The following is a 12,786-nucleotide window of genomic DNA, read 5'->3' as shown; positions in this document are numbered from 1 at the left end:
GAAACGGACAAATGCAGACGCGAACTGGCGACCGCGCGGGATTGACCCCGCCTATGGTCGGCCCAAAGACCTCTGACCAAAGGGCCGTGACATGGACCGCAAGCTGCTTCTGATTATCCTCGACGGCGTCCCGTGGCGCAATTTCCGCCGCCTGTTCGGCAACCTTGAAGGGTGGGTCGATACGGGCGAGGCGCGGGTGTGGAAACTGCGCTCGGTCCTGCCGTCGACCTCGGCCAGTTGCTATGCCTCGATCCACACAGGCGTCGCGCCGCAGGAACATGGATGCACCGGCAATGGCAACGTCTTTCGGCTAAGCCACAAGGATGTGTTCAGTCAGGTGCGCGCGGGCGGAGGCGTGACCGGGGCCGTTACCCACAGCTACTGGTCTCAATTCTTCAACCGCCACCCTTTCGACTATGTGCGCGACATTGAATATGACGAGCCGGACAGCAAGACCATCAACCATGGCCGGTTTCACACCATGACCGGCTATAGCAAGGCCAACCAGATGACGCCTTGCGATCTGGACCTGTTCGCCCAACTCACCAACCTGTGCCTGCGCTTCGGGCTGGATTACGGCATCGTGCATGCCTGCACGCTGGACAGCATGGGCCATCGCTTCTTCCACGAATGCGAAGAAATGGATCACGCTTGCTTTGTCGCCGATGAGATGCTGGCCCCGTTCATCCCCCGCTGGCGACAGTTGGGGTACGAGGTCATCGTCACCGCCGATCACGGTCAGGATGAACGCGGCCATCACGGCGGGCGCAGCCCGTTGCAGCAGGAAACCGCCCTGTACTACTTCGGTGACGCGACCGGGCCTGACGCGGACGCGGTGATCGACCAGTTGCAACTGGCGCCCACGATCCTGACGCGGATGGGCGCGCCTATTGCCGATACGATGAAGGCCGAACCTTTCCTGAAATAACCCGCCCGGGGCGTCTAGTCGTAGGACCAGATGCCCTGCCCTAGCGCCTCAATGGCGACCGAGATTCTTTCGAAGCTGGCAGCAGCACGTGCAACCGTCATTCGCGCGCGCAGGTAGCCATGCACGAGCCCCGGCTCGTTGATCCAATGCGCCTGCCCGCCCGCGGCGACGATCTTCGCGCAATAGTTCGCGCCGTCATCCCGCAGCGGGTCGCAATCGGCGGTTACGGCGACCGTCGGCGGCAGGCCTGTGAAATCGGTATCCTGCAGCGGCGCGAAGGTCGGATCGTTCACCGGCACCTCTCCCCCGCATCGGATTTTTTCGTAATACAGAACATCCTCGCGGCTCAGCGATGGCGCATGGGCGTGATCCAGATACGAGCCCTTGTCGGTATCGCCCCCTAGGAGCGGGTAGATCAGGACCTGACCCAGAACATGGTTCAGGTCGCCTCGGGTCGCATGAGCGACTGCGGCGGCAAGGTTTCCCCCGGCGCTGTCACCGGCCAGAACCAGAGGGTCCCTGAACTCGCTGGCCACCCAGTTTACCGCCACCAGACTGTCATCGAACTGCGCGGGATGGATGTGTTCCGGACACAGGCGATAGTCCACCGAGACAACGCGATACCCGGTCTGGGCGCAGATTTCGGCGCAGATGTCGTCATGACTGTCCAACCCGCCCAAAACAAAACCGCCGCCATGGAAATAGACGACGGTTCTTGTGGGGTCTCCGGCGGTATAGACCCGGACCGGCACGCCATCGGCGGACCGGTCCTGTGTTTCCACGCCTTTGGGGCGGGGCTGGCGAAAGTCCTGACACAGCTTTTCGTAGACCCGGCGCTGTTCCGCCATGGGCAGATCGACCACGTCGTCGGGATAGCTTTCAGCCGTTCTCCTTATGAACGCCCAGGTGTCTTCATCGATCAGACGTTCATAATCCATAGCCCCTCCCGGTCAGGCAGCCCACTCCCACGGCCGGGTAAATGTGCCCAGCACTTTGCTGACATCGTCCTCGGAGGAACCGTTCGCGTCAAGCTGCGCGACAAGGCCACGTTTCTTGTCGTCGATGACCGAGACAACGCGCGCATCCACCCCCGCCGTTTCCAGTGCGCCATTGTAGACGCGCGTGATCGCCTGTTTGCGCAGGTCTGGCTTGAACACCTTGCCGACAGCGGTTTTGGGCAATTCGTCCAGAATGGTCATATGCTTGGGCTGCGCCGCGCGTTCATGGACGTGGACATGGCAGTAGTCCATCAGTTCCTTTTCGGTCACCGATGCGCCGTCGACCAGTTCGACAAAGGCACAGGGCACCTCGCCCGAATAGGCGTCGGGCTGACCGATCGCGCCGGCAAAAGCAACCGCGTCGTGACCCAGCAGCGCCTCTTCGATCTCGGCGGGGTCGATGTTGTGACCGCCCCGGATGATCAGGTCCTTGGCGCGGCCCGTGATCCACAGATAGCCGTCTTCGTCAAACCGGCCCAGATCGCCGGTGCGCAGGTATTTGTCGTAGTGGTAGAGGTTGGTGTTCTTATCCGTCTCGGTATAGGTTTGGCCTGCATAGACACCGGGGTTCGAGATACAGATCTCGCCGATCTCATTCGCCGCCGCTTCCACCGGCCCATCCGGCCCGTCCTGAAGGATTTTGACATCCGTATAGGGGAACGGAATCCCGATCGAGCCGATCTTTTTCTCGCCATCCACCGGGTTGCAGGATACCAGACAGGTGGCCTCGGTCAGGCCGTAACCTTCGACGATGGTCACGCCGGTGGCTTCCTCGAACCGCCGGAACAGCTCGACCGGCAGCGGGGCGGACCCCGAAAACGCGGTTTTCACCGAGGAGATATCCGCATCGACCGGGCGTTGCATCTTGGCGGCAATCGCAGTGGGCACGGTGATGATAAAGCTGACCTTCCAGCGTTCGATCAGCTTCCAGAAATTGTCGAACACCCCATCACCGCGATACCCGGCAGGTGTCGGGAAGATCACATGCGCGCCCGAGGATACGGCGGCCATCACGATCACATGCACGGCAAAGACGTGGAACATGGGCAGCGGGCACATGATCACGTCGTTCTCGTCAAACAGCAGTGTGTTGCCCAGCCAGCCATTGTAGATCAGGCCCGAGTATTTGTGCTGCGCCACCTTGGGCATGCCGGTCGTGCCGCCTGTGTGGAAGTAACAGGCGACGCGATCTTCGGTGCTGTCCTCAAAACTGAGCGTGGTCGGCTGTTTGGCAAGCTCCTGACTGAAATCCTTGTAATCCGCGTGGGCCAGTTTTTCCTTGTCACCCATTTTTGGGCGCAGGAACGGCACCAGCCAGGATTTCGGAGGGGTCAGATACCGGTTCAGGTCGATCTCGAGAATGGTGTTGACCTTGGGCGCGTGGCGCACCGCCTCTTCCACCTTTTGCGCAACATCCGTTTTTGGGAAGGATTTCAGCGTCACCACCACCTTGGCGCCGGTTTCCCGCAGGATGGCGGCAATCTGTTCGGGTTCAAGCAGCGGGTTGATCGGGTTCACGATCCCCGCCACAGCCCCGCCCATCATCGTCACCAGCGTCTCGTTACAATTGGGCAGCACATAGGCCACCACGTCCTTTTCCCCAACACCCAGCGAGCGGAACAGGTTCGCCGCCTGATTGACCTTGCCCAGCAGATCGGACCATGTCAGCGTCTCGGCCTTGTCATTTGGCCCTGACAGCAGCTGAAAACTGATCGCCTCGTGGTTCGGAAATTTCCCAGCCGTCCGGGACAGCAATTGATGGAACGTGACCGGCAGGTCGCGATCCTCCCAGGGCATTTCCTGCTCGATCCGTGTTTTGTCTTCAAGACCCACAAAGGCCATGTGGCTCCTCCCCGTTATTATTCTCCCACGCGCAAGGCGTGGTCCTGTTGTCCAATGGGATGGGACCACATCTGAAGTTGCGCAAGCAAGGGTTTAGCGAGGGTTTGGCGGAAAAAGTAGAATGACGCTGCGACGAAACGCGCGCTGTCCCTACGTCAGCTTATTCCGCCGCGACACCGTCGGTGAATTGCAGGCGGGCCAGACGCGCATAGAGACCATCCTGCGCCACCAGATCGGCATGGGTGCCCTGGGCCACGATCCGCCCGGCCTCCATCACCACGATCCGGTCGGCCTTTTTGACCGTCGCCAGCCGATGCGCCACGATCAGCGTGGTACGTCCGGCGCGCATCTGATCCACCGCGCCCTGCACCGCACGTTCGCTTTCCGCATCCAGCGCCGAGGTCGCCTCGTCCAGCAGCAGCACCGGCGCGTCGCGCAGGATCGCGCGCGCGATGGCGATGCGCTGTTTCTGCCCACCCGACAGCATCACGCCGCGTTCGCCGACAAAGCTGTCATAGCCTTCGGGCAGTTTCGCCATGAATTCATGCGCGGCGGCGGCGCGGGCGGCGGCCTCGACCTCGGCATCTGTGGCGTCCAGACGGCCAAAGCGGATGTTTTCCCGTGCCGAGGCGGCAAAGATCACCGGGTCCTGCGGCACCAGCGCCATATGAGTGCGGAAATCGGCACGGTCCAGATCGCGCAGGTCCTGACCGTCCAGCGTGACACGGCCCGTATTGGGATCGTAGAACCGTTGGATCATCTGGATCACGGTTGTCTTACCGGCGCCCGAGGGGCCGACAAAGGCCACAGTTTCACCGGGGCTGACATGCAGCGACATGTGATCCAGCGCCACGACATCGGGGCGCGAGGGGTAGCGGAAGGTCACATCCTCGAACCGGATCTCGCCGCGCACCGGGGCGGGCAAGACCCCGGCACGCGCCGGGTCTGTCACGGTGTCCTGCGCATTCAGCAGTTCGACCAGACGTTCGGTGGCCCCGGCGGCACGTTGAAGTTCGCTCCATATTTCAGACAGAGCAGCGACCGATCCGGCCATGATGATGGAATAGATCACGAACTGGATCAGAACGCCCTCGGTCATGACACCGTTGCGCACATCGTTCGCGCCCATCCACAGAACGCCGACAATGCCGGAAAAGACCAGAAAGATCACGATGACCGTCAGCACCGCCCGGGTCTGGATGCGGCGCAGAGAAACTTTGTACGAAGTTTCCGTCATCTCACCGAACTGTCTGCGGCTGGCCTGTTCGTGGGTAAAGGCCTGCACGGTCTGTACCGCGCCCAACGCCTCGCCCGCGTTGCCGGATGAGGCCGCGATCCAGTCCTGATTTTCACGGCTGATTGCGCGCAGGCGCTTGCCCAGCACCAGAATCGGCACGACGACCAACGGAATCAGCAGCAACACCATCGCCGTCAGCTTGGCCGAGGTCAGCAGCATCAGAACCAGCCCACCGATGAACATCAGCATGTTGCGCAGGGCGATGGACACCGAAGACCCGATCACCGACTGGATCAGCGTGGTGTCGGTGGTGATCCGGCTCAGCACCTCGCCCGTCATGATGCGTTCGTAAAATTCCGGGCTCATGCCGATGACACGGTCGAACACCGCCTTGCGGATATCGGCCACCACACGCTCGCCCAGCCGGGTCACAAGCGCGTAGCGGATGCCAGTGCCCACCGCCAGAATCCCGGCAATGCCCAGCGCGGCCAGAAAGTACCAGTCCAGCAGTTCGCCGTCCTGAATGCGGAAATTGTCCACCACGCGGCGGACAGCCAGCGGCAGGGTCAGTGTCATGCTGGCCGTCAGGATCAGCGCAAGCGTCGCGCCCGCCATAAGCAGCTTGTACGGCTTCATGAAAGGCCAGAGCGACGCCAGAACGCCCAGCTTTTTCGAGCCCGCGCGTTCTTCGCTGGCTCCGGGGGCTGGTGCGGTAGCTGGGCTGGCGGCTGTATTTCTAGCCATGTCTGGCCTTTGCGCTGAGTTTCTATCCGGGTGCATGCTTCTTGGCTTTAGCAACTCGCCGGGTCAAGCTGAACGACACAAATCAAGGGCCGACAAGGGCCATTTGACGCAGGATTTTCGGGGGCTGAGGTGGAGCGGGTAGACGGAATCGAACCGACATAGCCTGCTTGGAAGGCAAGCGCTAAAAGTGCTATTTACTTAATATTATCAACAGATTAATGCGGCACAGAAAATTGCTTTGCAGGTAATGTGTCGGTGTATTATTTTTGGAGCGGGTAGACGGAATCGAACCGACATAGCCTGCTTGGAAGGCAGGGGCTTTACCATTAAGCTATACCCGCTCAATGTTTCGCCTTCCTATGTGATGGCTAAGTGGGCGTCAAGAGCGAACCATCACTTGGGCAAATTGACCCCGAATGAAGGGGGTTTCTGTAGTTTGCGAGGACGGTGTGAGCAAAGGCGTTCTGTTTGATATCGCAGGTGTTCTGTATCAGGGCGACAAGCCACTGGCGGGTGCTGCGGAGGCGGTCTCAACCATTCGCGGCACAGGACTTCCGGTTCGCTTTCTGACAAATTCAACCCGACGACCTAAGCGCGTTATTCTGGACAAGCTACATGGCTTCGGAATAGAGGCAGATGCCACCGAAATCCTCACACCAGCGGCGGCCGCCTGTGCCTGGTTAGAGGAAAACGGTCTTGCGCCACATCTGCTGATCCATCCGGATCTGGAAGAGGATTTTGCCGTGTGCTCGAAGTCCGGCCCCAAAGCGGTCATCGTTGGAGATGCCGGCTGCTTCTTCACCTATGAACGATTGAACGCGGCCTTTCGCCTGATCAAAGACGGGGCTCCCTTTCTTGCATTGGCGTCGAACAGGGTATTTCGCGATACAGACAGCGAATTGAGCCTGGATGCTGGCGCTTTCGTCCGGGCACTCGAGTATTCAAGTGGAACAAATGCTCTTTTGTTCGGAAAGCCTGCGCCAGCGTTTTTCCACTCTGCAGCGCAAAGCATGAGGCTGGCGCCCGCTGAGGTAGCAATGATTGGCGATGATGCCGAAAGCGATATCGCCGGTGCTTTGAAGGCGGGCTTGGGCACGGCTATGCTGGTTCGAACCGGAAAGTATCAACCTGGTGACGAGGCTCGCTATGAACCACAACCCACCGCCGTCGCAGACGGGGTCAGCACCGCTGTGAAACTTGTAATCAATGGACGCGGTTGAATGCATTCGAACGAGGATTGCGCCGGCGGCAGCTGGCAGGCCCGAGACGGATGGGTTTGGTGTAGTGAAGGGCCAGAGCGATTCTTAAGTTCTGTATTGGGTTGGAACATGACCTGCACATTGACTGAATAATTGCGCTCATCGAGGGCAACGACAATGTCCGACAATCGCAGAGGACGGACTTTGCAAAGTTGAGCGGACGGCCCATTCCCGACCTTGAGCACATGGTCGGGATACTGCATATGCAGCCCGCATAGCAGTCGTTCACGCCGAGCAAGGCGAACGACTGCATCGAGCCCATAAGTGCAAAGTTTGGCGGCGCGGCGAATGACCGGTTTTCAACAGCGCTATGCCGTGAACGCCAAAGCAATGCCTGATTTCGTGGATCAAAGATGGTCTAGCTAAAAAGCCGGAAACCGAAGAATGACGGAACAGACGCCAAAAACTTGCTCGATGTTTGGAGCCTTCAACCTGAGGTCGGGATACAATCTCACAACCTTCAAGACTGCATTCGATGCCTTTTGCGGCCATCTTAACGAAGCTGGGCACTTGATTTCGCATCGGCTCTGGCGACGTGCACATAACGAAGGCTACGATACACGTTTTCCTAACGTAGCTATCGTGCTTGAGATGTGTCTTCACTCCCATCAGGCCTCGCTGGACGCATGGGATTACGTCGAAAAGCGGACCGAACCGCTGAATAGTTTGCACGTCGCAATGAACAAACAGGTTCAAGAAACTTATTTTGTTTTGTTACATGAGGCAGGAACGGATGCTGTTTAACTGGGGCAAAAAATGATTACATGCTTTCTTCAATATGAGATTACGCCCGGAAAACTCACAGAGTTTGAAGCATATGCCCGGTCCTGGATTGCACTTGTTGACCGCTTTGGCGGGAAGCACCATGGATACCTTTTGCCCCATGAGGGCCCCAGCGATTTTGCGACAGCATCCTTTTCTTTCCAAAGCCTAGCTGAATACGAAAGCTACCGGCAAAAAATTGAGACAGACGAAGAGTGCCAGGCCGTCTTCAGATTTGCTCGTGAGACTGGGTGCATCAAACGCCACGTCCGATATTTTATGCGCCCTGTGTTTGAGGGGGACTCTAAGGCTGCAATAGATTTTGGATGAGCAGTCAGTCAAACTCGACGGTTTAATAGCAGATCACGCCGCATGAAACTGGCATCCGAACGCCTCGCAGATAAGGTAGTCTGAAAGTTCGTCTTGAGCTATGCTGTACCTCGTATGAATAGCCGCTACTAGGTCGCGCGTCAGTGCCAGCTCAAACTCATTAGCCACTCTTTGGCTGCCGTAATTGACACCCTTGATGTCTGATCCACATGCGACAACATCCAAACCTCCCTGCTTGGAAACTTGGCGCAATCTTCTGGCTCGATCGCTCGCAATCGTAGATCGGACAACACGACTGCTCTTGGCAGTAGCGTCTTTCCAATGCCCGCCACAACGGCCTGCAGCGCCGTCTCAACATCCGTTACCCGCAAACCGGCACGCAGGTCTTCAGACTTCGCCGTACTTTCAAGCCAACGCGCCTGCGGCAGGCGAGAATGTGCCTCGTCATAGGTGATCCAGCTCAATGTCCCATATTGCTTGGGCGAGATACAGCTTGCGGCGCAAGCAACAAATGACACTTCGCCCAGCTTTTGGGCTTTGGTGCGCAGACCCCCATCAGATGGACGTGCAAAGCGCACGGAAAGATCGGCTTCACGCTTGGACAAGTCCAGATTGTCCGAACTCGGAACAAGCTCGACGCTGAGGTCTGGATGCAGACGGGTCAAAAGTGGGAGCTGAGGAACAAGAAAACGGTTTACGATAACAGGAACGGCGCTCAAGCGCACGGAACCCGAAACCGTGTTGGTGCTGTCGCCTGAAATTGCACTTATCGCAGCATGACTTGCCTCGATGCTCTCGGCGTGTGACAGAATCTGCAGCGCCGCGTCCGTTGGTTCGTACCGTCCATTTGCGCTACGCAAAAACAGTGTTGTCGCCAGTGCCTCTTCGAGCGTCTTTATCCTACGGGCTACGGTTGTATCACTAACGCCAACCGTCCGCCCTGCTTCGGTCAGCTTTCCTTCGCGGTGAAGCGCCAAGAGGTACTTGAGATCGTTCCAATCGTGTCTCTGCATTTTTGCAAAGTAACTTGCCGATATTGCTGACTCAATCTTCAGTTTTACTGTGGCAGTTTTGGTCTCACAAAACTGGAGGAGAGAAAACAAATGAAGTTCATCATCCTGTTCGAAGACGCACCAGACGCCGATCCAGATATCCGCAAAACGCAAATGGCCAAGCACCTCGATTTCTTAGAGAGGAACGCGGACAAAATAGAGGTAGCTGGCCCTTTGTCCGACGCCGAAGGTCAAGGCCGCGACGGCCTATGGATTGTGGAAGCTGACTCAGAGGACGACGTGGAGCAATTAGTGCATGAAGACCCGTTTTGGCCGACTGGCCTCAGAAAATCGTATTCGATCATCAAATGGAAACAGGTCTACAATGACGGGGCGCGTTTGATCCATCCAAGCTGAGGCATCAGCATGTGGGCAAGGTCATAGCGGATATTGGTGCAAGCGCAGCGAAAGCTCGCTTCGGTCCGCTCCTCGGCCGTTTAAGTTGGCTCCTTTAGATAAAGATGTTCTGGGCGGCTTGGCGTGGGCCTAAACCGTTGTGGCAGCAATGCTCGCCGTATCATAGTACTCGCTGTACTCGCAGATCATTCCATCTCGCCAGCGCGTAACGATGACAATTGGTGTCACAAATGATTTCCCTGTCTGCTTGTGCGTCCAGCCTGTCGAACCGATACCGACGACGCGGTCGCCTTCGGCAACCGTTTCATCTATCCGCCAGTGATCCATGGAGAATGTCCCGACAAGGCCTTCGAGATAGACTTCAACTTCGCTGAAGCCCTGCCGTGCGGCAGTAAACGGGGTCTGTTGATCACCGTCTGAAAGAGAGAATAGTTTTACGTCGTCGGACATATAGTCCTTCCACATTGACGGCTCGGCTCCCTTCGTGTCGTTCCACTTCGCCCATGCCTCATGCATACGCTCAACATTTTGAGTTTTGCCTGACATAAACTACTCCTCCCCTGAGTGACTAGACGCTAGCCTGATCGATGTATCCGATCAACGCTCGGAGAACTACCCAAAAGTCCGATTTCGAGCCCAAAGTACCGGATGCTACGCAGTACTTGAAAGTCGATTATGCTGGCCAATCGACGCCCCGACTATTCAAGCAATTTGCTCGCAGCCGAGATTGCGGAAAACGCTGCACCTTGAACTGTAGATTGCTCGTCTCCTCCCAATGCTTCTCCGGCAAAGAACACCTTACCCGCCACGGGTTTGAGGATTTCATCAATATCATAGTCGCTGTTGTTCTCCATCGAATAGCTACCAAGAATATGGCTCTCAGCACTCCAATTCTGGATCACGCCTCCAACATACGTGTCCCTGACAACGCTTCCGAACATCTCGGTTAACTCAGCGAGGATGTCATTGACCAATGCTTTCTCACCAAGAGCTGACCGACGTGTTGGCCCTTCTGAGACAGAAAATAGACCCAGGATATTCTGGCGGGTTGGTTTACCAAAGGCAGCGTCGTAGTAGATTTTTTCCGCCCATGTGTCGGCCAGTACGCTAGCGCGAGACCCTTCAAACAATATGTCAGGGTAGAACCGTTGATTGAACCTCAGGAGTGCTTTGAAACCAGAGCCGTATACGATGTCCTGAAGTGCAGCCATGTCTGGAGGCGTGAGCTGGTCCGAAAATGTGATTAGTCCACGTTGAAGAACTGACAACGGAACCGTGACCAGTAACTTGTCTGTCTCAAGGTTTCGACCATCGCTGAGCCTAACGGATAGGCGCATGCCATGCACCGCGACTTGCGTGACCCTAGCGCCCAATGCGATGTTATCTTTGACAGTTGGTAAAATGAATCTCTCAAAAAATCCGTACCAAGTTGTGTCGTAGAACTTGACCTCATGATAGAAATTCCGAAGCGCATTAAAATCGTTCAGTTGATCGTTGTGCCAGAATTGAAAAGTCTGGGGTCTGTAGTCGATTGTTCTAACGCCCAGATCAGTTTTGCCCTTTCCTACGATGCGCCCCAAAACACTTGGATCGTCGTGTATCCACTCCGCCCCAAGATCGAGAGGTATATCTGCAAAGTCGGACAGGCGTTTGATGCGACCTCCCCAGTTGTTCGCTGCTTCCAGAACTTGAACCTGGATGCCTGCGTTCGTTAAGTGATAAGCCGCTGTCAATCCTGCACTGCCTGCCCCAATAATCGTGACATGTTGTGGCCGCCGAGCGGAAATCTGGCGGGGAGCGCAGAGAAGCGATGCGGCCGACAAACTAGTGAAGGTTCTGCGGTCCATTTTATTCCAGTTCTACGGGGGCCAGACGTCGAAGCAGTCAGCGAAGTCATCTTTGCAGAAACCATCCGATGAAAGAACCTGAAATGTCCGGTTGAAAAGCGAAGCGGCCATTCGTTGTGTCGAGGTCAAAGGCAGCTTGCGTCCGCTTGGCAGTCGTCGAAATCGAGTGCGGTGAATGACCGCACCAAGCCCGGAGCGTACGTTTATCAGCTCGGAAGTTGCGCTGAGACTAAGGCAGTTGACGTTCACAACATTAGAGACCAGCGCAACTGGAAAATCCGGCAAACGTGACCACATGTGTTGGTATGATCAGCCGCCGACAATTTGTTGCAGTCGCGACTGCTGCACTTGCTGCTCCGCACATCGCGACGGCACAGTCTGGTGCACTAAGCGAAGCGATTGGTCAGCTCCCGCAGCTACATTCCATCCAGGTAAGAAAAGGCGACGACACGGTCTTTGCCAAGGCGCCTCGCGGCCCCGGTCTCAACCGACCGGCAAACATCAAATCCTGCTCAAAGAGCATCGTCTCCTTGCTTCTCGGGGCGGCGATCGAAAACAGCGAAATCCCATCGATCACTTCGACTATTGGCGAGGTCGCACCCGGCATTCTTCCACCAGATGCCACTCCCGGAGCAGCCGAGATTACTATGGAGGATTTGGTGACACTGCGAGCCGGTCTCGAAAGGACTTCCGGCACCAATTACGGTGATTGGGTGAGTTCAAAAAACTGGATTGCAGACGCTCTGACCCGTCCGATGGTGGCAGTACCCGGGACGCGCATGCTGTACTCCACAGGTTCCACACACATCCTCGGGGCCGCTCTTGCGGAAGCTACGGGGAAGAGCCTTCTTCGGCAGGCTCGGGAACGGCTCGGTGACCCGCTGGGAATTGAGATTCCCTCCTGGACGCGCGACCCACAAGGCTACTATCTCGGCGGAAACGAGATGGTACTAAAACCCACGGCGATGTTGGAGATAGCAACCCTACTACGTGATCGTGGGTCATTCGGGGGGACTCAGATCATTCCAACAAACTGGATTGAGGCTTCAACAAATCCCCACGCTCGATCCCCTTGGTCAGGTCTCGCATATGGATATGGATGGTTCCTGTCGTCTTCAGGCTATGCCCTGGCGAGAGGCTATGGCGGCCAAGTCATCGCGGCACACTTCGAACGAAACCTCGCCGTCGCAATAACTTCAGATCCCGCGTTGCCCGCTCGATCAGGTGGCTACTTCGGTGACCTAGTTCGGCTCTTGGACGGCCCTGTACTAGCAGTCGCTTAGGCCGAGCGACCCGAACCGTCAGACGACCGCTTGGAGCTCATTTCATCCGAAATCAGATGTGCTAATTTTCCAAAATGGAAAACGCGAACCAATTCACGTTTCGCAGCGCTAGGATGTCCGATCTCAAACTGCTATTGGACTGGCAAT

Annotated in this window: 12 protein-coding genes and 1 tRNA gene; 6 read left to right on the top strand and 7 right to left on the bottom strand. The window is 56.9% G+C overall.

Annotation, left to right across the window (positions count from 1 at the left end; all coding sequences use genetic code 11):
* The first annotated feature begins 91 nt into the window (after positions 1 to 91).
* Positions 92 to 928, top strand: a complete 837-nt coding sequence (locus ACR0EZ_RS10560) for an alkaline phosphatase family protein (protein WP_480612792.1) — start codon at positions 92 to 94, stop codon at positions 926 to 928.
* A gap of 14 nt (positions 929 to 942) precedes the next feature.
* Here the strand turns inward: ACR0EZ_RS10560 and ACR0EZ_RS10555 are convergent, their stop codons facing one another.
* The 4 genes from ACR0EZ_RS10555 to ACR0EZ_RS10540 all read right to left on the bottom strand — a co-directional run bounded on the left by ACR0EZ_RS10555 (position 943) and on the right by ACR0EZ_RS10540 (position 6,090).
* The gene (locus ACR0EZ_RS10555) at positions 943 to 1,866 is read right to left on the bottom strand and encodes an alpha/beta hydrolase (protein WP_480612790.1); all 924 of its coding nucleotides are present in this window, start codon (positions 1,864 to 1,866) and stop codon (positions 943 to 945) included.
* Positions 1,867 to 1,878: 12 nt separating this feature from the next.
* The gene (locus ACR0EZ_RS10550; protein WP_480612788.1) at positions 1,879 to 3,768 is read right to left on the bottom strand and encodes an acyl-CoA synthetase; all 1,890 of its coding nucleotides are present in this window, start codon (positions 3,766 to 3,768) and stop codon (positions 1,879 to 1,881) included.
* A 160-nt stretch (positions 3,769 to 3,928) separates the two neighbouring features.
* Complete coding sequence (locus ACR0EZ_RS10545) at positions 3,929 to 5,749, bottom strand: ABC transporter transmembrane domain-containing protein (RefSeq protein ID WP_480612786.1); 1,821 nt, start codon at positions 5,747 to 5,749, stop codon at positions 3,929 to 3,931.
* A 267-nt stretch (positions 5,750 to 6,016) separates the two neighbouring features.
* Positions 6,017 to 6,090: transfer RNA gene (locus ACR0EZ_RS10540), tRNA-Gly, on the bottom strand.
* Positions 6,091 to 6,165: 75 nt separating this feature from the next.
* Between ACR0EZ_RS10540 and ACR0EZ_RS10535 the strand changes: the two genes are divergently transcribed.
* From ACR0EZ_RS10535 to ACR0EZ_RS10525, 3 genes are all read left to right on the top strand, one after another.
* Positions 6,166 to 6,969 (top strand): TIGR01458 family HAD-type hydrolase, encoded by an 804-nt coding sequence (locus ACR0EZ_RS10535; protein ID WP_480612784.1) that lies wholly within the window; start codon positions 6,166 to 6,168, stop codon positions 6,967 to 6,969.
* A gap of 423 nt (positions 6,970 to 7,392) precedes the next feature.
* On the top strand, positions 7,393 to 7,752 hold the full coding sequence (locus tag ACR0EZ_RS10530; RefSeq protein ID WP_480612783.1) for a DUF6614 family protein: 360 nt from the start codon (positions 7,393 to 7,395) through the stop codon (positions 7,750 to 7,752).
* Positions 7,753 to 7,764: 12 nt separating this feature from the next.
* Positions 7,765 to 8,100 (top strand): NIPSNAP family protein, encoded by a 336-nt coding sequence (locus ACR0EZ_RS10525; protein WP_480612781.1) that lies wholly within the window; start codon positions 7,765 to 7,767, stop codon positions 8,098 to 8,100.
* Positions 8,101 to 8,240: 140 nt separating this feature from the next.
* On the opposite strand, the gene ACR0EZ_RS10520 is transcribed toward ACR0EZ_RS10525, so the two are convergent.
* A complete protein-coding gene (locus ACR0EZ_RS10520; RefSeq protein ID WP_480612779.1) occupies positions 8,241 to 9,113 on the bottom strand; it encodes a LysR family transcriptional regulator in 873 nt (290 codons plus the stop codon).
* A 90-nt stretch (positions 9,114 to 9,203) separates the two neighbouring features.
* On the opposite strand from ACR0EZ_RS10520, the gene ACR0EZ_RS10515 reads away from it, so the two are divergent.
* Positions 9,204 to 9,509 carry a YciI family protein gene (locus ACR0EZ_RS10515; RefSeq protein WP_480612777.1) on the top strand — a complete coding sequence of 102 codons (306 nt, stop codon included), beginning with the start codon at positions 9,204 to 9,206 and terminating at the stop codon, positions 9,507 to 9,509.
* A 129-nt stretch (positions 9,510 to 9,638) separates the two neighbouring features.
* On the opposite strand, the gene ACR0EZ_RS10510 is transcribed toward ACR0EZ_RS10515, so the two are convergent.
* A complete protein-coding gene (locus ACR0EZ_RS10510) occupies positions 9,639 to 10,055 on the bottom strand; it encodes a nuclear transport factor 2 family protein (RefSeq protein WP_480612775.1) in 417 nt (138 codons plus the stop codon).
* Positions 10,056 to 10,207: 152 nt separating this feature from the next.
* Positions 10,208 to 11,356: a flavin monoamine oxidase family protein gene (locus ACR0EZ_RS10505; protein ID WP_480612773.1), complete on the bottom strand. Its 1,149-nt coding sequence runs from the start codon at positions 11,354 to 11,356 to the stop codon at positions 10,208 to 10,210.
* Between the two features lie 305 nt (positions 11,357 to 11,661).
* Here ACR0EZ_RS10505 and ACR0EZ_RS10500 point away from each other — a divergent pair, with 305 nt between their 5' ends.
* On the top strand, positions 11,662 to 12,639 hold the full coding sequence (locus ACR0EZ_RS10500) for a serine hydrolase domain-containing protein (RefSeq protein ID WP_480612771.1): 978 nt from the start codon (positions 11,662 to 11,664) through the stop codon (positions 12,637 to 12,639).
* Positions 12,640 to 12,786 lie beyond the last annotated feature (147 nt).

The organism is Ruegeria sp. AK4 (assembly GCF_056541025.1).
Note: the sequence above shows the minus strand (reverse complement) of the source record. Positions and strands in the feature narration are given on the sequence as shown.